Source organism: Sorangium sp. So ce295 (assembly GCF_051527405.1).
GTDB classification, from domain to species: domain Bacteria; phylum Myxococcota_A; class Polyangia; order Polyangiales; family Polyangiaceae; genus Sorangium; species Sorangium cellulosum_B.
The window spans coordinates 8,959,473-8,980,473 of sequence record NZ_CP150324.1; the positions used below are offsets into that span (position 1 = coordinate 8,959,473).

Genomic DNA, 21,001 nt, shown 5'->3' on the forward strand with positions numbered 1-21,001 from the left:
AAGCGTCGGAGAGCACCATGCCCAGCATTCGACTCAGCCGCTCGGCCAGCATCACGCCCACCGACGTGGGCGTCATCCTCCGCTCCGATCTCGGCACCTTCCAGCTCACCGGCCTGGACGTGAGCGCGTTCGTCGAGCGGATGGTGCCGCTGCTCGACGGGTCGCGCGACCGGGAGGCGCTCGTCGAGGCGCTCGCGGACTACTCGCGGCAGAGCGTGACGGCGTTCCTCGACCTGCTCGAGGCGCGCGGGCTGGTCGAGCCGGTGCCCAGAGGGGCGCCGTCCGGCGACGGCGAGCGCCTGCACGGGCAGCGCGAGTTCCTCCGCAAGTGGTCGTCGGCCCCGGAGCAGGCGGCGCAGCGGATCGCGAACGCGCGCGTGCTCGTGGTGGGCCTCGAGCCCTGGGGGGCCTCGGCCGCCCTGGCGCTCGCGGGGGCGGGCGTCTCCGCGCTCCGCCTGATCGACGGCGGCGCCGTCGGCACCCGCGACGTCGCGGTCGTCCGCGCGCGGGGGGAGGCGGCGCTCGGCGCGCCCCGCCGCGGCGCCGTGGCCGCGCTGATCCGCGAGCACGCGCCGCTCTGCCGGGTGGACGAGAGCTCCTCCGCAGCGCTGGAGGGGGACGACCTCCTCTCGCCGAAGGGGCGCCCTCACCTCCTCGTCGCGGCGGTGCGCGGCGACGACGCGGAGCTCCTGGAGCGCGTCGCGCGGTTCGGCCATCGCGCAGGGATCGCCTCGCTCTTCTCGCACCTCGCGGGGACGACGGCCGTCCTGGGCCCGCTCGTCTTCCCGGGGAAGACGGCGTGCCGGATCTGCGCGACGACCGAGGCGCTGAGCCCCTCGCCCGCGGCGCGCTCGCTGGCCGAGCCCGCGCCGCACGCCGGCACGATGGGCCAGCTGCTCGGCCACCTCGTTGCGATGGAGGCCCTCAAGGTGCTCTCGGCGTACACGCCCTCCAGGCTCGGGGGCAGGTTCCTGATCCAGGACCTCGCGACGCTCGAGACATCGCACCACACGCTCGTGAGGTTGCCCTGGTGCAAGGTGTGCGGCGAGGGATGACGCGGGGCTGGAGGTGCTCTAGCCTGCGGCCGTGAAGAGGCCTCCCCTTCCAGCCGCCTCCCGCATCGCCGGCGCGCCCGCCGCCGGCGCCCCCCGGCAGCCGGACCGCGGGGCGGTCCTCGACCGGATGGACGCCTCGCGCGCGCTTTCGACGCCGCGCGCTCATGGCCCGGGCCTCGCGCGATGATCGGTCGAACCCTCGACGACCGCTACACGATGCTCCGGCTGCTCGGCCAGGGCGGGATGGGCGCCGTCTACGAGGCCCGGCACGCGGGCACCGGCCGCCGCGTCGCGGTGAAGGTCATCCTCGGCCAGGCCGCGGACGACGAGCTCGTCCGCCGCTTCCAGCGCGAGGCGCGCGCGGTCGGCGCGGTCGAGTCGGAGCACATCGCGCAGGTGTTCGACACCGGGCGCGACCGCGAGACCGGCGCGCCGTACATCGCGATGGAGTTCCTCGAGGGCGAGGACGTGCAGGCCCTCATCGAGCGGCTCGGCCCGCTCCCGGTCGATCTCGCGCTCCGCATCGGGCTGCAGGCGTGCCTGGGGCTCGAGCGCGCGCACGAGGCCGGCATCGTCCACCGCGACATCAAGCCGGCCAACCTGTTCCTCGCGAAGAAGCAGGGCGGCCAGCGCGTGATCAAGGTGCTCGACTTCGGCGTCGCCAAGGTGACGGACAACAGCCTCGGCAACGGCGGGATGACGAAGAGCGGCGCGCTCCTCGGCTCTCCCCTCTACATGTCGCCCGAGCAGGCGCGCGGCAACGGCGCCATCGACGCGCGCTCGGACGTCTGGTCGCTCGGCGTCAGCCTGTACCACGCCCTCTCGGGCCATCGGCCCAACGAGCACCTGACCGGCCTCGGAGAGCTCGTCCTGGCCATCTGCACGACCCCGGTGCGCTGGCTCCAGGAGATCGCGCCCTGGGTGCCGCCGGAGGTCGCCCGCGTTGTGCACCGGGCGCTCGTGATCGATCCGGCGGGCCGCACCGCGAGCGCCGGCGAGCTCGCGGCGGCGCTGCGCGCGTTCCTGCCGGGCGGCGAGGCGATCGTCGAGGCGATGCTCGTGCCGCTCGACCCCGCCACGCGCGCGTCGCGCGCGTCGTTCGGCGCCATCTCGGCCTCCCCGCACGCCTCGAGCGCGCCGTTCGGCGCTGCGCTGACCCCGCCGCGCGGGTCGTCCGCGCCCTTCGAGGCCGCGGGGCGCCCGTCGGGCGGGCCATCCGGACCGTATGCGCTGTCGGCGACGGCGCCCGCCACGAGCGTACGGCTGTCGAACCGCCCCGAGCGTCCGGCGTCGCGCCCGCCCGTCGCCCTGATCGCCGGCGGCGTGCTGGCCGCCGCGCTCGCGGGCGGGGCGGGCGTCTACCTGGCGGTGCGCAGCGCGCCGCCGGCCGCGCCCGCGCCGTCGGCCGAGCCGGCGCCGCCTGCGCGCGCCGAGGCCGAGCCGCCTCCGTCCGCCGGCGTCGAGGCCAGGCCGGCGCCGTCCGCCAGCGCCGAGCCGCCGCGCGCCGACACGCCCGCGGATCCGCCGGCCGCGGCCTCGTCGATGCCCGCGGCGCTGCCCTCCGCCGCGACGACCGCCCGCGCCGCCGCGTCGGCGCCGGCGAGCGGCGTCGCTCGACCGCCCGCGCCGAGGCCGTCCGCGCCCAGGCCGCCCCAGAGGCCCCCGAGGAATGACGATGACGAGACATCGAGGAAATAGCCGCCGCGTCGCGTGGTGTGTCGCCGCGCTCCTGTCGCTCTCCGCGGGTGTCGCCCGCGCGGAGCCGTCGGCGGACCAGGCGGCCGCGGCCGAGGCGCTCTTCCGCGAGGGGCGCGATCTCGTCGCGCAGGGCAAGCTCGCCGAGGCGTGCCCCAAGTTCGCGGCGAGCCAGCGGCTGGACCCGGGCTACGGCACCCAGTGGAACCTGGCGGACTGCCTCGAGCGGCTCGGCCGCAGCGCGAGCGCCTGGGCGGCGTTCCGCGAGGCGGCGGACATGGCGAGCCGGTCCGGCCAGGCGGACCGCGAGGCGAAGGCGACCCGCCGCGCGGCCGATCTGGAGAAGAAGCTCGAGCGCCTCGCGATCACGGTGACCACGCCGGCGGACGGCCTCGTCGTGAGGCGCAACGGCGCGGTCCTCGACGCCGGCGCGTGGGGCGCGCCGCTCCCGGTCGATCCGGGCAAGCACCGCGTCGAGGCGACCGCGCCCGGCAAGAGGCCGTTCTCGGTCGAGGCGCAGACCGCCGGCCCCGGCCAGGTCGTCACCGTGGAGGTCCCGCCGCTCGAGGACGACCCCGCGGCGACCGCGGCGACCCTGCCGCCCGGCGGGCAGCCCGGGCCGCTCGCCGCGCCGCTCCGGCCGGCCGCGGGCGGCGACGGGGACGGCGGCGCGGACACCCGCCGCACCCTCGCCTTCGTGGCAGGCGGCGTCGGCGTCGCCGGCGTCGTGACCGGCTCGATCTTCGGGCTCCTCGCCAGCTCGCGCTGGAACGAGGCGCAGGATGATCATTGCCGGACCGAGACGCTCTGCGACGCCCGCGGCGTGGCGCTTGTCGAGGACGCCAAGAGCGCCGCGAAGCTGTCCACCGCCGGCTTCATCGTCGGCGGGGTCGGGCTCGCGGCCGGCGTCGCGCTGTTCGTGACGTCGCTCGGCGACACGGAGCCCGCGGCGGCGCGGATCGTTGTCGCGCCTGCCGTCGGCACGACCGGCGGCGGGCTGGCGATCCACGGCCGCTTCTGACGCCCGGCAGCGCCCGGCGCCACGGCGCGCCGCCGCGGCGGCCGGCCCTGCCGCGGGCCGGCCGCGGTGCCCGGGAGGGCGCGACGCGCCGCTCCCGGGCGAGCGCGCCTCACTCGTCGATCACGAACTCCACGCGGCGGTTCTTCGCCAGGCTCGCCGGGTCGGTGCCCTCGGCCACCGGCCTGTCCGACCCGAAGCCCTCGGCCGTGAGCCGGCCCGGGCTGACGCCCTTTTGGATCAGGTACTTCCGGACCGCCTCGGCGCGCTGCTCGCTCAGCTCCTGGTTCAGCTCGGGCGTGCCGGTCTCGTCGGTGTGCCCCTCCACCCGCAGCCGCTCGATCTCGGGGTTCGCCTTCATGACGAGCGCCACCTGATCCAGGGTCCTGTACGAGTCCGGCTCGAGCTCGGCCGAGCCGGTCCGGAAGCGGATGGTGTCCCGGATCACAAATTCCCCCTCCTCGTAGGCGACCCGCGGCTCGCCCTTGTCGGGGCAGCCGTCGTCGTCCTCGACGCCGTTGATCGTCTCCTTCTCGTCCGGGCACTCGTCGTCCGCGTTCGGCACGCCGTCGTGATCGTCGTCGGCGTCCTCCTCGGGGCAGCCGTCGCTGTCGTAGTCGGCGTCGCGATCCTCCGGGACGTCGGGGCACTGGTCGCGCTCGTCGTCGACGCCGTCGTGGTCCCTGTCGTGCGAGGTCGGCGTGTACTTCACGCCCGCGAACACGCGGAAGATCGGCACGCCGTAGCCGGCCAGCGCGCCGATCCCCGGGCCCGCTGTGATCTCCCACTCCTCGCTCGGGTTGATCTTCACGTAGCCGAGCGCCTCGAGCGGCGTCTCTTCCTCGTCGAGGTTGTCCGCGGCGATGCCGATGCCGCCGTTCGCCTCGGCGCCGATCTCGACCTTCCCGTCGATGCCGCCGAAGCGGTAGCCGAGCGCCGCGGCGTACGTCAGCTCGCTCGCCGCCTCGACGTTCTCGTACGTCGTCCCCTCGCGGATCGCGACGCCCGCGTTGACGCCGAACCTGAGGCCGGGCGCGAACCGGTGATCGAGCACGATGCGCGGCCAGAACACGACGTTGCGCGCGCCGCCCGCGAAATCTCCTGTGTGCGTCGGGACGCGCAGCTCGGCCACGAGGCCGAGGCCGATGGAGTCGCGGTCGTCGAGCAGGCGCAGCTTCGGCACGAGCCGGATGTCGCCGAGGCCCGCGAACGACGGAGAGCCCTCGCCCGACTGCGCGAGGAAGAACGGGATGTCGAGGCCGAGCGCGAACGGCTCGGCGATCGTGACCGACGCCATGAGATCGGCGCCCAGGCGGCCGCTCACGATCTGGCTGCGCACCTCGCCGTCGCCCGTCGCGACGATCAGCGGGTTGCGGGCGTAGTTCAGGAACAGCCCGAACGCCCATGGATCGCCGGGCTCGCGGACGCCGGAGCCCTCCGTGACGACGAAGGCGTCGTGGGTGACGGCCGGCTTGAAGCGCTCGACGTCGATGTCCGTGCTCTGCGCCGACGCGGGGGTCGCGGCGGCGAGGACCGCGCAGGCAGCGCAGGTGATGGCGGCGAGGATCGGTGCGCGCATGGTTCTCCTCTTCATCGGCTTCATCGGCCGGCTCCGGGTCCGCGGCGCGGGCGCCTCCGCAACCGGAGCGCGAGCCCGCCGGCGGCGAGCAACGACAGGGCTCCCCCTCCGTACGGCGCGGGCCCGGCCGCGCAGGCGCAGGCGCCGCCCTGGACCGCATCGCCCGGCATGAGCTCCGGGCCGCCCGCGCCGCTCGACGCCCCGCCGTCGACGCAGCGCCCGGTCGGCGCGCAGCGCAGGTCCGCGCCGCACTCGGACGCGCTTGGCGAGCACGGGCCGCACTGCCCGCTGACACACACGAGGTCGCCGCACTGGGCGTTCGACGTGCAGGTGTCCCCGGGCGTGGGGACGCACCGGTTGTCCGCGGAGCAGTCCTCGTCCGCGTCGCAGTCGACATCGTCGACGCACGACACCGGCAGGATGCAGTCGCCGTCCACGCAGATGCCCCTGCCGGCGCAGTCCGCGTCGCGCGTGCAGCCGGAGGGCGGGACGATCACGTCGGGCACGCGGTCGCCGTCCGCATCGCCGGCCACGCACGGCGCGGAGAGGCCGATGTCGAGATCGCCCGGACCGAGCGCCGCCGCGTCGTTCACCGACCGGAAGTACAGGTTCGCCTCGCACGCCACGCCGACGCCCACGAGGTCGAGCGCGATGGATGCCTGCGCGTACCCCCGCGTCGGGTCGTTGATCAGCAGGGGGTCGAGGTCCGTCCCTGCCTCGGTCGCGACCTGCGCTCCCGTCACGTCGACAGGCTCGTACCGCCCCGACGCCCCAGCGAAGGACCAGACCCTCACGAGCGTGCCGTCGCCCTTCACGCCGAGCACGACCTCGTAGCCGCCCGGCGACTCGTCGTTCGTGAACCGGTCGTCGATCCCCGCCGTCGCGGCGGTGCCGCCGGTCTGCCGGTTCCTGTCGGTGTCGATGAACACGAAGAGCGTCGTCTCCCCGCTGATCGCGGCCGTCTCCGACACATACCCGCGCACCCAGAACCGCCCATCGGCGGCGACCGCGTACGCGGAGCGGAAGTCGATCGATCGCTCCGGCGTGTCGAAGGTCTCGCCGTCGCCCGCGACGTCCTCGTCGCCGTAGGGCCACCGCGGCTCCCCGGTCCTGTCGATCGCGACGATCTCGTCGAGCAGCGGCGTCGTCCGCCCGCCCGTCCACGTCTGAGCGGACGAGCTCCTCGGAACGAGCGCGACGCCGAGCGCCGCGCCGACAGCCAGCGGCGCGACCCACGAGCGCCCCCGCGCGCACCCATCTTTGTGTTGTGCCATGGCGGGGAGCATCCTCGCACAGGTCGCCGCAACCCTTACAAATGAAAGGCGATTCGCGCCCAGAGTGCGCAAGGGTGCGCGCCTGCAATACCATGCATCCACACCTCCGTTCGCGCGCGAGCGGGGAGCGGGAGAGGCGCTCACCGTCGATGCGATGTCGATGCGCTCACCCTCCTTGCCGACTGGGCAGCTGATCATCGCTCCTTCTCCCTCCCCGCGCGCATGAGCGGAGCGCGGAGAGCACGGTAGAGCACGGCAGAGGGCGATCACGCGCGCCCGAGGCGCGGCCTCCACGCGCGGCGCCCCGGAGCGTCGAGCGACCGTGACGCGGGCGACCGAGCGCCCCTTCTTTTCATCACCGAGCGGCTCGCCGTGGCCTCCGGCGCGATCACATGGCTTGGCCACGCGCCCGGGTTCTGTAACTGTCCCGCGGTCAGTTACGCGTCGCTGCGCCGCCGTGGGCTCGGGGGGTCCGAGCGCTGGCGCCTGGCCTCGCGAGATGAATCCCTCTTCCGATCGAAGGAACCGCGATGCACTGCACACTCCAGAAACACCGCCCCGGAGCGCTCCGCGTGGCTTGCCTGCTGCTCGGGTCGCTCGCCGCCGCGTGCTCGGACGAGGGCCCGGCGCCGCTCGCGGGGAGCGCGTTCGACGTCGAGCGTTACGACCTCCGGGGCGAGTTCGACTGGGAGCGGAGCCGCCTCGTGGCGACGCTGGGCCTCACGCTGTCGCTCACCGGAGACGGCCCGAGGGCGGTGGTCCTCGACAGCGCCGTCGCCGAGGTGAAGGAGGTCCGGCGGAAGGGCGGCGGGGCGCTCCCGCACGCGCTCGATCGCGAGCGCCAGGCGCTCGCGATCGACCTCTCGAGCGAGCCCGAGGCGATGAGCGGCGCGCCGATCGCGCTCGAGATCGACTACGAGGCGCTCTCCGGCGACGCCCTCCGCGCGGTGCCGGCGCGCATGGGCGATCCGGTCGCCGTGCGCGCCGTCTACACGGTGTCGGAGCCGCTCGGCGCGTCGCGGTGGATGCCGTGCCACAACGCGCCCTCGGACCGGGCCATCTTCTCGATCGCCATGCGCGTCGACGGCGGCGAGGCGCTGATCGCCAACGGCGATCTCGTCGGCGACGAGGATCTCGGGGCGTCGGGCCACCTCGTCCGGTACGAGACCGCCTACTCGCTGCCGCCCTACCTCATGGCGTTCGCGATCGGCGACTTCGAGGTCGAGCGCGGGACGAAGGGCGATCTCCCCATCGCGGTCTGGCACCGCCGCGGACTGCCGGGCGATCACGGCAGGATGGTGGACGAGCTCGCGCGCGCCATCGGCCGCTTCGAGGAGCTGCTCGTGCCGTACCCCTTCGAGAAGTACGCGCTCGTGCTCCTGCCGGACTTCTCGGTGGGCGGGATCGAGCACGCGAGCATCAGCTTCCAGCGCGAGGAGCGGAGCACGCAGCCCGCGCTCGCCTCGGATCTCCTGCTCACGACGCACGAGCTCTCGCACCAGTGGTTCGGCGACCTCGTGACGGTGGAGAGCTGGGACGACCTCTGGATCAAGGAGGGCATGGCGACGCTGCTCGAGCAGGAGGGCGTCCGCGTCTACACGGACGAGAGCGGCGCGGGGACGCTGAACGGCGACGAGCTCGGCCCCCGGGACGGCGACGCCGTCCGCGATCCGTCGCTCGCGCCGGGCGAGAAGTACACGAGCGGCCCCTACGGCCGCGCCGCCTGGCTGCTCACCCAGATCCGCAGCCTCGCCGGCGAGGAGGCGTTCTGGTCGGCGCTCCGCGGGGTGCTCGAGGAGCGCCGGTTCGGGACCATCGGCACGGACGCGTTCCTCGACGCCTTCGCGCCGGCGCTCGGCCCGGAGGCGGCTGCGCGCGCGCGGCGCGCGGTCGTCGCCAAGGCGCTCCCGTGGCTCACGGTCGACCCCGCGCCCTCCGGCGGAGCGTTCGTGACGGTGCACGACCCGGAGGGCGCGCTCGTCGCGCCCCTGGAGCTCGCGTGGGTGGCCGGCGACGGCCCGACCCGCGTGCAGACGCTCACGCCCGGCGAGCGCGTCGAGGTCGCGCCCGCGCGCCCGGGCGAGCTCCTCGTCGTCGATCCCCAGGACCGCCACCCCGAGTGGGCCTTCCTGACCACCGATCGCGATCTCGAGGCCTACGCCGCGACGCTCGCTCCGCGCCGCGTCCCCGCGGACCCCGAGGGCGTCTCGCGCTTCCTCGACGTGGGCGGCGCGCACCAGCTCGCCGCGCTCCAGGACGGCCTGCCCGAGGGGCTCGCGCCCGAGGAGTTCGAGGCGTTCGTCGAGGGCCTCGACGGCGAGGCGGCCCGGGCGGTATCGCTCGCCGCGGCGTGCGACGTCGCGTGCGCGCCGGGCCTCGACGCCGACGTCCGCGGCGCGTGGTCGAGCGTGCTCACCGGCCTCTTCGCTGGAGCGCCTCACAGCTACGGCCTCGACTACGTGGGAAGCTACGCGTCGTGCAGCGCCGTCGTGTCCCCCGAAGCGCTGTTCGCCGAGGACTGGTCCGCGCTCGAGACAGGGCTCGCCTCGGGCGGCGTCTCCGACGTGCGGCTCCAGTACCTGTCCAAGTTCAAGCTGCCGCCCGAGGCGGCGCTCCGCACGTGGGGCAGGGTCGCGCAGATGGCGAGCTCGGTGCGCGCGCGCGTGCTCGCGATCCGGCACCTCGCGACGTACGTGGACGGGCTCGACCCGGCTGTCCTCTCGGTCTTTCGCGCCTTCTTCGCCGGCGTGCTCGGCGCGACCGATGTCTCGGATGTCCTCGCCGCGGATCTCCGCGCCGTGGTGGCCTCCGCCGCGCCCACGGCGGCCGGCAACCAGGGAGCGCTGGACGGCCTCGCCCGGGTGCTCCGCTCGCCTGCGGCCCGCTCGGCCCACCCCGCCGCCGTCTGCGCGGCGTTCGCGCTGACGAGGGGTGACGAGCAGGCTTTCCGCCGCTTCGCCGCGGGGATCGAGGGCGCCGACGTGACGGACACCACGGCCGAGCTGCTGCGCTCTCCCGTCAATTGCCTCTGACGCGCGCTCGCCGCGACATCCCATCTCGCATCTCCCGCCGCCGGCCTCGCTCCAGGGCGAGGCCGGCCCTCTGCGCCGCAGCCGAACGCTGCTATGCTCCGCTGCCCATGTCGGAGCTCGTCCAACTTCTTCGCCAGAACGCCCCGATAGCTCGTATCGCCGAGCACCTCGATGGCCTGACGCACGAGGAGCGCCGCAGCGCCCTGTCGACCACGACGCGCGCGGATCAGCGGGCGCTCTATGCCGCCGCGAGCCACGCCCCCCCGATCACGCTCGACTTCTTCGTCCCGGACGGCACCCCGCCCCGCGTGGCGGTTCATCACGAGGGCAGGAACAGCCTTCCTCTCCCGCCCACATTCCGCTTCTTCGAGAAGCGTTTTGCCTTGCCCGAGGACGGCAGCGCTCGGCTCTTCGGTTACAACGAGGGGCTCACGCGTCCCTGGGTTGGCCCGGGCTTCTTCGTCGCGGTCCCGACGGCCGGCAATCCTGCGTGGCAGGAGCGTGGCGCCATCGTGATCGACTACTTCCAGGTCCCTGACGGCCCCGTACCTGACGGCTGGCCCCGGGTCGTCCCCAACAGCAAAGGACTCCAGTTCTTCGTCTACAACGGAACCCGTGATTTCATGCGTCGGGTCTCGAAGGACGTGTCCATCGGCGCGGCGTTCAAGGGCGAGCGCCCGCTCGACCATTACTTCACGCTCTGCCGCTCGCCGTCCGCGTAGAACGCCGATCCGCTTGGCGTCCCAACTTCTCGCTGTTTGCGTGCGGCTTCAACCCGTTTGTCGCTCTAGCCGTTCCTCTCCGATCGTATTCGCCCCCTTTCCCCACCGAGGACGCCCTGCCCCCTAGTTTGGCTGGGGCCCCCCTCCCAGCCGCGACAGCATCCCCTTTCGCAGGAGCCCCACCTTGTTCCGCATCGCGGTCACCTGTTGCCGCATGCCGTCCGCCTGCTCCGCGAGGTCGACGATCCCCGCGGCCGTCGCCGCCTGGGCGAGGGCGCGCGCCTCGTCGGCGAGGCGCCCCATTCTCCCCTCCACCTCGTCCATCGCCGCCACCACCTCGTGGATCTGCTCCGGCGTCGTCGCATCCCGCTGGCGCGCCGCGGTCTCCTGCACCAGCTGGTTGATGCTCCGCCCCTCCTCCCCGAGCGCCGCGAAGCGCTGGAACAGCTCCCCGAGCTGCTCCGCCCGCCGCTTGATCTCCTCGCCACGCGCCGCGAGCGCCGTGGCGGTCGCCTCGTGGCGATCCCGCGCCGCCGCGATCGCCGCGATGAGCGACCCGAGCGCCATGCTCACGCGCTGCTGCGCCTCGGCCGCCTCGGTCGTCGACTTCGCCGCGCGCTCGATCCCCTTGCGGGTGTCGAGGGAAAGCCGCCGCGCCGACTCCGCGAGCTCCTCGAAGCGGACGAGCTCGCGCTCGAGCGCATGCGCCGCATCCGCGAGCTCGCCCCCGCCCTTGCCGTGATCGTCCTTCCCGCCCCCGCGACCGTTCTTCTCGCGCTTGTTCACGTCACACTCCCTGCGCTGCCTGTCCCACCTCCTGGGAGGCCCCGCCGTTTCGCCTGCTGGCGATGTTCGGACCGGTGTACTGTATCAAAACGGCGGCTCGTACGTCGGACGCACCTCGGAGGAACGAATGCGAAGCGCGTGGCTCGTCCTCGTCGGAGTTCATGCCCTGCTGGGCTGCGGAGCTGCGCCGCGGAGAGAGCCGGCCGCCGACGCCGACCCCACGCACGCCGGGGTCGCCGCCCCGCGCGCCGTCCCGGAGGGCTCGACCCGCGAGGCGCGCGCCGCCCTGCGCTCGCCCGAGGAGAAGGAGCGCGCCGCCCTCCGCCCGCCCAGAAGCACGCGCGCCCGCGACACCGCGCCCGAGGCCCCCAAGCCGCGCGCCCCGATCCCGCTGTCCGACAAGGCGAGCACGCCTGTCCGCTCCGCCGGGAACAACAGCCCGCCCGCCCGCTCGCCCGTGAAGGAGCGCGCCCCGATCTCCCGCCCCACCCCGATCTCCCGCCCCACCCCGATCTCCCGCCCCACCCCCATCCCCCTCCCCGGGAAAGGCGGCGCCGCGCGCTCGATCGAGGCCGACTGCAAGGCGCTCGGCCCGGAAGTCCAGAAAGCCTCGAGGATGATCGAAGTGCTCCGGCAATCCGACCTGAACACGCCGCCCGACGTGCTCGGGAGGATCGCGGATCGGCTCGACCTCTGGGCCCGCGCGGCCGCGGTCCAGGCCTCCGATCCGGAGCTCGCCCAGGGCGCCAAGGACCTCCGGGAGAGCTTCGCCCGGACCGGCGCCGCGGCCCGCAAGCTCCAGGCGTCGCTCGGCGCTCCCGACCGCAAGAAGGCCGGTGTCGCCCGCGCCGGCCTGGAGCGGGAGCTCGACCAGGACGCCAAGGCCGTGAGGGGCATTGCCGCCCGTTGCAAGAGCAACCCCTATGACCCGATGAAGGGCAAAGCCCATATCCCGCCTCACGTCGTGCGGAGCGTCGTCCAGGAGCGCTTCGGCGAGATGCGCGCTTGCTTTGAAAAGGGCCTTCGCCAGAACCCCAAGCTCCAAGGGCGGCTGCCCGTACACCTCGTCGTCGATGGAGAAGGGAAGGTCACCTACGCGGGTGACGCCGACCGCCCGCCCGAGGACGCGCCGCTCCTCATTGCGCTGCCCTCGCCCGGCGCGACGCCGCCGTCGTCGCCCGCTCCCCCGCTCCGCGACGCCAAGGTCGTCGGCTGCGTGCTCGAGGTCTTCCGCGGCCTCCGATTCCCCTCCGCCGCAGACCGCAAGAGCGTTGCGACGGTGGTCTATCCCGTCGTCTTCGGTGTGGACGACAACCGCTCTCCAGCGACCTCCTCCAGGTGACGCACAGCGCAATCGCGGCAGCGAGGCGCTGGCCCCTTGCCGTCCGGGCGAGGCCGACGCCAAGCACGCTCAGCCTCACTTGCGCCACTTGCAAAGTTATTTCCTTCTCAGGGGCCTGAGGGTAAGCATTCCGCCGATGAAGCTCTCGCTCACCGAGCTCCAGGACATCCGCCGCACGCTCGCGGCGCGCATCGTCTTCGGCCTCTCCACGCCCGGCACCGAGATCGCCGCGCTCCCTGCCTATCTCGCGCCGCCGCCGGGAGGGATGATGGGCCGCGCCGTGGTGGTCGACGCGGGCGGCACGAACCTGCGCGCCGCCATCGTGGAGCTCTTGCCGGGCGGCGAGTCGCGCATCGTCGCCGGGCCCGTGCCTGCGAAGTTCCCGGGCGGGCCGGAGATCACGGGCGACGCCTTCTTCGACGTGCAGGCGGAGCTGGTCGAGCGCCTGGGGGCCGTGCACGGCTTGCCGGTGGGGTACTGCTTCTCGTATCCGTCGGAGACGCTGCCGTCGCTCGACGCGCGGCTGCTCCGCTGGACCAAGGGCGTCCAGGTCGCCGGGGTCGAGGGCACCAGCGTGGGCGAGCGGCTCGGCCGGGCGCTCGGCGCGCGGAGGCTCCGGCCCGGTCCGGTCCGGGTGCTGAACGACACGGTGGCGAGCCTGCTCGGGGGTGCCTTCGCGCACGGCGGCTCGCAGCCCGCGGCGTACATCGGGCTCATCGTGGGGACGGGGACCAACATGGCCACGTTCCTCCCCGCCGGCCGGATCCCGAAGCTCAAGACGGGCCACTTCGTCGCGCCGATGGCGGTCAACCTCGAGAACGGAAACTTCAACCCTCCGCACCTCCAGCCGTTCGACGCGGAGCTCGACGCGACCTCGGAGAACCCCGGCGCGCAGCGGTTCGAGAAGGCGGTGTCGGGGGCCTACCTGCCCCGGCTCTTCGGGCGGCTGTGTCCGGACCATGCCCCGCTGACGAGCTCCGCGGATCTCGTGCGGCTCCGCGACGAGGGCTCCGACGAGGAGCGGCGGGTGGCTGGCGACCTGCTCCAGCGCTCGGCCGACCTCGTGGCGGCGGGGCTCGCGGCCGTCACCGATGTGCTCGACAGCCCTCCCGGGGTCGGCATCCTGGCGGAGGGCAGCCTCTTCTGGGGCGATCCCCGCTATGCGCCGCGGGTGCAGGAGACGCTGCGCGCCCTCGTCGGCTCCCGCGTCGAGCCCCGGGTCGCCCGGCTCGAGCACGTCAACCTCATCGGGTCGGCCTGCGCCGCGCTGTTCGCCTGAACGGCCGCGCGCTGCTTCCCTTCGCCGCTCGCTGCGCCGCGCGAGAGGCGTCGGGCCATTGGGCGCGCGAGCTGCTCGGCCAGGGGGGAGCACAGGGATGCCAGGAGATCGTCGTCATAGCCTGCCTTCGCGGGACCGGTCGAGAGCGGCCACGCCCGCGTCCGCCTGGCCGTGGGGCGTCCCCGTGGGTGGTCCCAGGCGGCAGGATCACACATTTCTGGCCGAATCCGTTTTTTGCGACCACCATGACGCAGCGTTCACCCCATGGGAGGAGCTCGTCCGGTGATGTGTGAAACAACAGCGCGCTTCGGCTCGACCGGACCGGTCGGGCGGGTGGGGCGCTTCCGGTCGTCGCGGGCGGGCCCCGGTAGCCGGAATGGCTATTGTCTTTAGAGAGATGCTCCCGTCGAACCGCAGACTCGCGTTCCGCAGGCAGCCGCACCTGCTCGACGACACCGGGAGTATCGGCGTGTGGATCACGCAGCCGGCGGGCATGGTCGTCCAGCTCTTGCGGGAGACGGTGGCGACCGGTGAGGCCGCGCGGTTCATCTCGGTCGACGCGTACCAGAAGCTCGTGGGCGTCATGCGCCCGGGGGAGCGGGCGTTCTTCATCTACGACATGGGGCTCATGGTGCGGTACGAGAGCGAGGCGCGCGTGATCCTGACCCAGTGGGGGCTCAACGTGCGCGACAAGATCGAGCACATCGTCGTGCGCCCGCCCCCGGAGATGAACAAGCTCGGGCGCATGGGGATCCAGACGATCGGGGCGGCGATGAGCCTGGCGGGGGTGCAGCTCGACATCGTGGACGACATCGAGCCGTTCCTGCGCGAGCAGAACCTGCGGCCCCGGATCAGCCTCACCTGAGGTCGGGTCGGAGCTCGGGGAGGCGAGGCCCTCGGCGCGCTCACCTCGGCGTGGCCCCGCGGGGCCGCGCCGCGGAGGAGTTGCGAGGTCGATCCTCCGTCGGGTCGGCCCTCGTCTTGACCGGGGCCATCGAGTTGACCGGGCCATTGAGACACGAGTGTACCGTTTCGACGGCGGCACGACAGGCGCTCTCGCCGCCATGGCCATCCGTAGCCGCGAGGCGCCCTACCACGTGATCAATTGAGCTGTTCGAATCGCGTCTCGGGGGTATTTGCGATGTCCTCCGCGGCCTCCTCTCGGGCGGCTCGCTCCGCTCTACAGTCCTCGCAGTAGCCCTCAGCGTCCCAGTTGACGTCCTCGAGGCCAAGCCTCCGCACCCACGCGAGCTCCCACCTCTCCCTCGCGCTCAGGTGGCTCACGTTCCCCGAGCGGGGCATATCGCTGGTGTTGTTCCGTCGGTGGTTGGACATGGGCGGGCGCTCCTCCCGAGCTGCGGCCGCCCATTCTGCCGTCAACGACGCTGCTCGCCAAGGGTCCTCTCGCCTGGATCGCCCACGAAAACGATAACTTACGTTTGACTGCCTGAAACTGTCACCGCATCAGATGATTTCTTTTCACTGCTTGCGGCGCTCGCCTGTCGCTGGAATCCGGAGACCAGAAGGAACAGCAACAGAACGATCGATGCCCGGAGCAGCTCCTCCAGCAGCGCGTGGTCCCGGGTCAGCCGCTCCAGCTTGCCGCCGCGCATCCGGTACACCCGCGTGTCACGCGCCCCTTGCGCCGCGCCGCCTCCGCCGTGGCCTCGCGCGCCGCCTTGGCGCTCCCGGCCTTGGCCACGCCTCCATCGCGCGCGGCGGCGAGCCGGCTACCATCCATCTTCGACGGCCAGCAGACCTGCCGCCGCGAAGCCGTGGGCTCCGGCTGCCTCGTGCTGCACGCGGACGTGTGAGTGATCTCAGCGCGCGGGCCGGAGCCCCTCGCCCCTCCTTGGAGTCGCCGAGCCCGAAAGTGCGCGCGCGATACCCGCCCGAAGCGTCGACAGCGTCGTCATCGCCTGGAGATCCACGCCGAGCTCCACCATGGTCCGCGCCACGTCAGGCCGTATGCCTGTGAACAGCGGCTCGGTGCCGAGCAGACGCAGCGCGTTCGCCACCGACACGAGCGCGGCCACGACGTTCGTGTCCACGTACCGCATCCCGGTGATGTCCAGGATCAGCACCCGCGCGCCGGTCTGCTGCGCCCCCGCGAGCGCCACCTCCATGATCTGCGCCGCCCGCTCCGCCTCCACCGTGCCGATGATCGGCATCACCAGCACGTCCTCGCTGATCGGCATCAGCGGCGCCATGAGCTCCAGGAGTCGGGCCTTCTGCGCCTCCACCACCTGCTCCCGGAGCGCGGCGCGCTCCGTCTCGGCGCGTATCCGGTCTTCGAGCTCGCGCGCGAGCTCGGCATTCGAGCGCTCGAGCTCGCGTGTCCGCTGCTCGACTTCCCGCTCGAGCCGGGCGTTCGCCAGGTGGGCTTCCTCGTTTGCCGCCTGGATTCCTTCAAGAAGCAGCGCGTTCTCGATGGCGATCGATGCCTGCGACGAGAGGAGGCCGAGGAGCTCCACCCGCACCGCGTTGAACACCCCCGCGGTCGCGTTGTTCTCGAGATACAGAATCCCCGCCGTGCGCCCCTGGCTGCTCACCGGCATGCAGAGGATCGAGCGCGTCTTGCGCTCCGCGAGGTACGGGTCCGACGCGAAGCGTGAGTCGCCCGCCGCGTCGTCGAGCACCAGCGCCTCGCGCGTGCGCCACGCGTAGAGCACCGTCTGCTGCGCGAGCTCCGGCTCGTCCTCGAGCGGCCGCCGCTGCCCCACCTCGATCGACTCGGGCGAGGCCCGGAAGGCCGCTTCGACGAAGAGCCGGTCGTCCCGCGAGAGGAGCAGGATGCCTCGCTCCGCCCCCGAGTTCTCGAGCACGATCTGCATGAGGCGGCTCACCACCCGGGAGAGCACGACCTCGCCCGCGATCATCTGCACCGCGCGCAGTACGACCGCGGCGTCGCGCAGGCTCCCCATCGTGGCCCGACCGAGGAGCGTCGTCTGGGACGTCACCGACTCCGATGTGCTGCTCTGCGAGCTGGTGTCGCGCTTGCTGATGCGCGCGGCGAGGCTAGGGAACTCGAAGAGGAGCGCCTCGGCCTTGGCCGTCGCGCCCCAGTGCAAGTGACCACGGAAGGCGTCGGCGAGGTAGCCTTGGGCGGCGCGTTCGCGGCCGAGCGAGCGCAGGAACCGGCCGCACCGCTCGTTCGCGATCGCCTCGTCCTGCGCATACTCATGCTCGCGCGCCAGCTCGATGGCGTGGTCGTACTGCTCGATCGCCTCCCAGCGCTCGCCCCGCAGCGCACAGAGCTCCGCGTCGAGGAGCGCGACCTTATGCCGATAGTTGCTCGGGCAGCTCTGGGCAAGCGCGTCGAGCCGGCTCCGGTGAGGCTCGATCGCGGACTCGTGCTCCTTGCGCGCCTCGGGATCCGCGGCCTCGCGCGCGAGCCCGGCCCGCGCGAGGGCCTCGAGGAAAACCGCGTTCATCACCCAGTACTCGCCGGTCATCCCCCCGGCGAGCCGCCCCACGTCCGCAGCCGCCGCGAGCGCGGCTTCGTGCTCGCCGTAGAGCACGTGCAGGAAGAGGCGGAACGCGTGCTCGTAATAGAACGCGATAGGGTGCTCCTGCTCGTTCAGCTTTGCGAGCTCCTCGCTGAGCACGGCGCCGTCGCTGTCCAGGCTCGTCCGGCCCCTGGTCTGTCCGGTCAGACAGGCGACGAGCTGCCGCGCCACGGTGACGGTCGCAATCGCGACCGGGTCCTTCGTTCGACGCGCCAAGACGAGGCACCGGCCAATCTCGGCGTTCACCTCCTGGAGCGGAACGCCCGCGCCGATGAGCCACTGCGGCAGGCAGTAAGCCACTACGACGGCGAGGTGGACGTTGTCCCCGGCCGCCAGCGCGGCGTCCCGCGCCCGTATCCCATGATCGAGCGCGTTGCGGAGCGGCTCGCGCACGTGGAGCATGGTGCCGAAGATGAGGTGCACGCGCGCGGCGAGGGCCGGGCTCTGCCATCGCTCGCACAGCGAGACCGCGAGCCGGCCGAACGCGTGCCCCTCGGCGTACCGCCCCATGACCAGGGCCAGGATGAAGCTGTAGCCCACATACGGGAACGCGCTGGTCTCGGACAGGCCACGCGCGAGGGAGCGGCGCACTTGCTCGACGATTATCAGCCCGAACAGCGCCTTGCTCGTGAAGTACACGGGCAGCATGAGCTCCGACATCAGCGAGAAGATCCGCCGATCCGCCGGATCCTCGGTCACCGGAGCGTGGGCGAGCGCCTCGATGGAGCGGCCCGCGAGCAACCGATCCACGTCCCCGACTCCCTCCATGAAGGCCGCCTGCTGCGCGGCCAGATCCTCGGGCATCGTCACGCCGAGCTCCGCGAGCCCTGAGAGCCCCGCGCGCACCGCGTCGACATAAAGGCCACGCGTGGACAGGGCCCGGACGCGGTGGCTGTGCACGCTCGCGCGTTCGGTCGCGCTCTCCGCCCGCGCGAGCGCGGTGGCCGCGAGCGACTCCTCTTCCTCGAACGCGCCGGCGAGGTATGCGGCCTCGGCCCCCTCCAGCCAGAGCCCGAAGCTCGCCTCGTGATCGCGCGAGAACCCCTCCTCCGACGCGAGCGCCCGGCCCGCCGCGAACAGGTTCGCCGCCGCCTCGAAGGCCGTGGCGGCCATGGCCCGCCGGCCGGCGCGCAGATCGAGCCGCGCGATATCCATGCGCTCGGTCTCGTCCGTGATTTCCCGCGCGCCCAGGTTCAGATGACGCACGACCTCGAGCAGGTCCTCGTCCGGCACCTGCCCGCTGACATCCGGGGCGCCGCCGGACAAGCGGGCTGTGCCCCGGGCCCCGCTGCCGCGCGCCACGAGCAGCCGGCCGATGGAGAGGTGCACCGCCGGCCGCTCCGCCTCGGGCACGAGCGCGTAGCAGGCCTCCTTCACCCGGTCGTGCAGGAAGCGGTACGGGACCGCGACGTCCATCGGATCGAGCGCGTCCCCGGCCTCTTCGAGGAGCCGGTAGTTGCCGCCGAGCGGCTGGACCAGCCCCTCGCGCAGCGCCTCGCGCAGATCCGCGGCGACGGCTGCGGGCGATTTCTCGACGATCGTCGCGAGCGTGCGGAGATCGAACGACGCGCCGATGCACGACGCGCACATCAGGGCGCGGCGCGTCGCGGGCGCGAGCCGCTCGATCTTGCGCGCCATCAGCGCGAGCACGTTGTCGGTGACCATCGCGCCCTCGACGCGCGTGAGGTCCCAGACGAACCCGCGCGCCTCGGGGTCGAAGCGGAGCAGCCCGTCGCTCTCGAGCTCGCGCAAGAACTGGCCGATGAAGAGCGGATTCGAGTGCGTCTTGTCCCGGATCAGGGCCGCGAGCGGCTCGGCTCGCCCGAGGTCCGCGTGCAGCGCCTCGGCCACGATCGCCGTCACCGCCGCGGGCGGCAGCGGCCCGAGGGTGAGCTCGAACGGCTCGATCCCCGCCTCGCGCAGCGTGCCTATCGTCGCGGTGAGCGGGTGCGCGGCGTCCACCTCCTCGTCGCGGTAGGCGCCGACCACGCACAGGTGGTGCGCATCCATATCCATAAGCAGGCGGCCGAGCAGGTCGAGCGACGCCAGGTCGGCCCACTGCAGGTCGTCGAAGAACACGACCAGCGGGGCGTCCTCACGCGCAAAGACGGACAGGAAGCGCCGGATCAGCAGCGCCAGGCGGTTCTTCGCCTCGCTCGCACCGGCCGCCGGCAGCTGCGGCTGCGGCCCGATCACGAGCTCGAGCTCCGGGCAGAGGTCGGTCACGACCCGCCCGCTCTGGCCGAGCGCGGCCTCGATCGCGTGCTTCTTCGCCAGGAGGGTGTCGGGCGGCTCGGCCAACGTTTGCCGCACGAGCGCGCGGATCACCTGCGAGAAGGCCGACAGCGGCATGCTCCTCCCCATCGCGTCGAACTTGCCGGGGGCGAAGTACGCTTCGCGCGCCTGGGTCGCACAGAGCTCGCGCACGAGCGCCGACTTGCCGATGCCGGGCGGGCCTGCCACGAGCGCAAGGGTGGCCGCGCCGGATCGCGCTCGATCGAGCTCGGCCTTGAGAGCGCCCAGCTCGGCCTCGCGACCCACGAGCCGATCGGGCAGCACGACGTCCTCCACCAGGTCGTCCCGGCCCAGCGGGAACGGCGCCACGGTCCCGCTCGCATCGAGCCGCCTCTGGCACTCTTCCAGATCCGAAAGCAGCCCCCTCGCGCTCTGGTAGCGATCTTCCGGGGCCTTCTCCAGCAGCCTCATCACGACGTCGGACAGGCCGCGCGGCACGTCCTTGACGACCGCGTGCGGCGGCGCCGGCACCCGCGTCAGGTGCGCGTGAATCGCCTCCGTCGCGTCCGCGGCCTGGAACGGCGTGGCCCCGGTCAGCATGTGGTAGAGCGTCACGCCGAGCGCATACAGATCCGAGCGCCGGTCGACAGGTCGATTCATCCGGCCCGTCTGCTCCGGCGCGATGTACGCAGGCGTCCCCTCCAGCCCCTCCATCGCCGAAGCCTCCTGGGTCTCCTGGGCCAGGCGGGCGGCGATGCCGAAATCGATCAGGCGCGGCGAGAGCGTCGCCTCGTCGATCATCACGTTGCGCGGCTTGATGTCCTTGTGGAGGAGTTGCTGCCGGTGGAGCGCGTCGAGCGTGCGCACGAGCGGCGCCGCGATGCGCAGCGTCGTCTTCGCCTCGAGCCGCCCGCGCCTCGTGATCAAATCGGCGAGGCTTGTCGGGCCGAGGTCCTCGAGCACGAGCGCGAGGCCGCGGCCATGCGGGAGCAGGTCGAGCGCCCGCGGCACGCCCGGCATGGAGAGAGCGCGCAAGATCGCGTGTTCTCGCCGGAGCCGGGCGAGCTGGCGGAAGGTCGGGTAATCGCTCTGTGTGACCTTGACGGCGACGGGCGCGCCGTCTCCTCGACGGCGACCTCGATACAGAGCCGTCTCGATCCCTTGATGGACGAGCACGTCCAGCGTGATCCCCGAGACCTCGATGGCTTCTCCACTCCGTGAGGGCATGTCGAGGTCGTATCCGCGATTCGGTAGAAACGCCACGGCTCTGTTGGTGGACCATCCCACAAAACAACGACTCTCGGGAATACGGATTGCAATCCGTTTGCCGCGCGGGCGAGCAGTGCAGCAGGCTGAGGCGATGAATGCCCGGAGCCTCCACCGGCCGCGCCTGGCGGGCCTGCACGAGCCCCACTGGTGACACGGGCGCGCCAGGAGCACAGGAATCCATCCGAGCCGGAGCGGCTGCGTCGCCC

14 protein-coding genes are annotated in these 21,001 nt (G+C 72.8%); 8 read left to right on the top strand and 6 right to left on the bottom strand.

Annotated features, from left to right (window positions below; all coding sequences use genetic code 11):
• Positions 1–17: 17 nt before the first annotated feature.
• The 3 genes from WMF11_RS33875 (at position 18) to WMF11_RS33885 (ending at position 3,771) form a co-directional block, all read left to right on the top strand.
• Positions 18–1,055, top strand: coding sequence for a TOMM precursor leader peptide-binding protein (locus WMF11_RS33875; protein ID WP_437973670.1), 1,038 nt, complete (start codon positions 18–20; stop codon positions 1,053–1,055).
• A 183-nt stretch (positions 1,056–1,238) separates the two neighbouring features.
• Positions 1,239–2,753 carry a protein kinase domain-containing protein gene (locus tag WMF11_RS33880; RefSeq protein ID WP_437973671.1) on the top strand — a complete coding sequence of 505 codons (1,515 nt, stop codon included), beginning with the start codon at positions 1,239–1,241 and terminating at the stop codon, positions 2,751–2,753.
• Complete coding sequence (locus WMF11_RS33885) at positions 2,731–3,771, top strand: hypothetical protein (RefSeq protein ID WP_437973672.1); 1,041 nt, start codon at positions 2,731–2,733, stop codon at positions 3,769–3,771. Before WMF11_RS33880 ends, WMF11_RS33885 begins: the two co-directional genes overlap by 23 nt.
• Positions 3,772–3,880: 109 nt before the next feature.
• Here WMF11_RS33885 and WMF11_RS33890 read toward each other — a convergent pair whose 3' ends face one another.
• Together WMF11_RS33890 and WMF11_RS33895 are read right to left on the bottom strand one after the other, a co-directional pair.
• Positions 3,881–5,347 carry an OmpA family protein gene (locus WMF11_RS33890; protein ID WP_437973673.1) on the bottom strand — a complete coding sequence of 489 codons (1,467 nt, stop codon included), beginning with the start codon at positions 5,345–5,347 and terminating at the stop codon, positions 3,881–3,883.
• A 20-nt stretch (positions 5,348–5,367) separates the two neighbouring features.
• The gene (locus tag WMF11_RS33895; protein ID WP_437903380.1) at positions 5,368–6,621 is read right to left on the bottom strand and encodes a hypothetical protein; all 1,254 of its coding nucleotides are present in this window, start codon (positions 6,619–6,621) and stop codon (positions 5,368–5,370) included.
• 530 nt (positions 6,622–7,151) lie between these two features.
• Here WMF11_RS33895 and WMF11_RS33900 point away from each other — a divergent pair.
• Complete coding sequence (locus tag WMF11_RS33900) at positions 7,152–9,653, top strand: M1 family aminopeptidase (protein WP_437973674.1); 2,502 nt, start codon at positions 7,152–7,154, stop codon at positions 9,651–9,653.
• Between the two features lie 107 nt (positions 9,654–9,760).
• A complete protein-coding gene (locus tag WMF11_RS33905) occupies positions 9,761–10,375 on the top strand; it encodes a hypothetical protein (protein ID WP_437973675.1) in 615 nt (204 codons plus the stop codon).
• Positions 10,376–10,498: 123 nt separating this feature from the next.
• Here WMF11_RS33905 and WMF11_RS33910 read toward each other — a convergent pair whose 3' ends face one another.
• Complete coding sequence (locus tag WMF11_RS33910; protein WP_437973676.1) at positions 10,499–11,161, bottom strand: hypothetical protein; 663 nt, start codon at positions 11,159–11,161, stop codon at positions 10,499–10,501.
• Between the two features lie 127 nt (positions 11,162–11,288).
• Here WMF11_RS33910 and WMF11_RS33915 point away from each other — a divergent pair, with 127 nt between their 5' ends.
• From WMF11_RS33915 to WMF11_RS33925, 3 genes are all read left to right on the top strand, one after another.
• Positions 11,289–12,503, top strand: coding sequence for a hypothetical protein (locus tag WMF11_RS33915; protein ID WP_437973677.1), 1,215 nt, complete (start codon positions 11,289–11,291; stop codon positions 12,501–12,503).
• Positions 12,504–12,639: 136 nt separating this feature from the next.
• Complete coding sequence (locus WMF11_RS33920) at positions 12,640–13,782, top strand: hypothetical protein (protein WP_437973678.1); 1,143 nt, start codon at positions 12,640–12,642, stop codon at positions 13,780–13,782.
• A 376-nt stretch (positions 13,783–14,158) separates the two neighbouring features.
• The gene (locus WMF11_RS33925; protein WP_437973679.1) at positions 14,159–14,647 is read left to right on the top strand and encodes a hypothetical protein; all 489 of its coding nucleotides are present in this window, start codon (positions 14,159–14,161) and stop codon (positions 14,645–14,647) included.
• A gap of 236 nt (positions 14,648–14,883) precedes the next feature.
• On the opposite strand, the gene WMF11_RS33930 is transcribed toward WMF11_RS33925, so the two are convergent.
• From WMF11_RS33930 to WMF11_RS33940, 3 genes are all read right to left on the bottom strand, one after another.
• Positions 14,884–15,117 carry a hypothetical protein gene (locus WMF11_RS33930; RefSeq protein ID WP_437973680.1) on the bottom strand — a complete coding sequence of 78 codons (234 nt, stop codon included), beginning with the start codon at positions 15,115–15,117 and terminating at the stop codon, positions 14,884–14,886.
• Positions 15,118–15,215: 98 nt separating this feature from the next.
• A complete protein-coding gene (locus tag WMF11_RS33935; RefSeq protein ID WP_437973681.1) occupies positions 15,216–15,395 on the bottom strand; it encodes a hypothetical protein in 180 nt (59 codons plus the stop codon).
• Between the two features lie 207 nt (positions 15,396–15,602).
• On the bottom strand, positions 15,603–20,753 hold the full coding sequence (locus WMF11_RS33940) for a protein kinase domain-containing protein (protein ID WP_437973682.1): 5,151 nt from the start codon (positions 20,751–20,753) through the stop codon (positions 15,603–15,605).
• Positions 20,754–21,001: the final 248 nt, after the last annotated feature.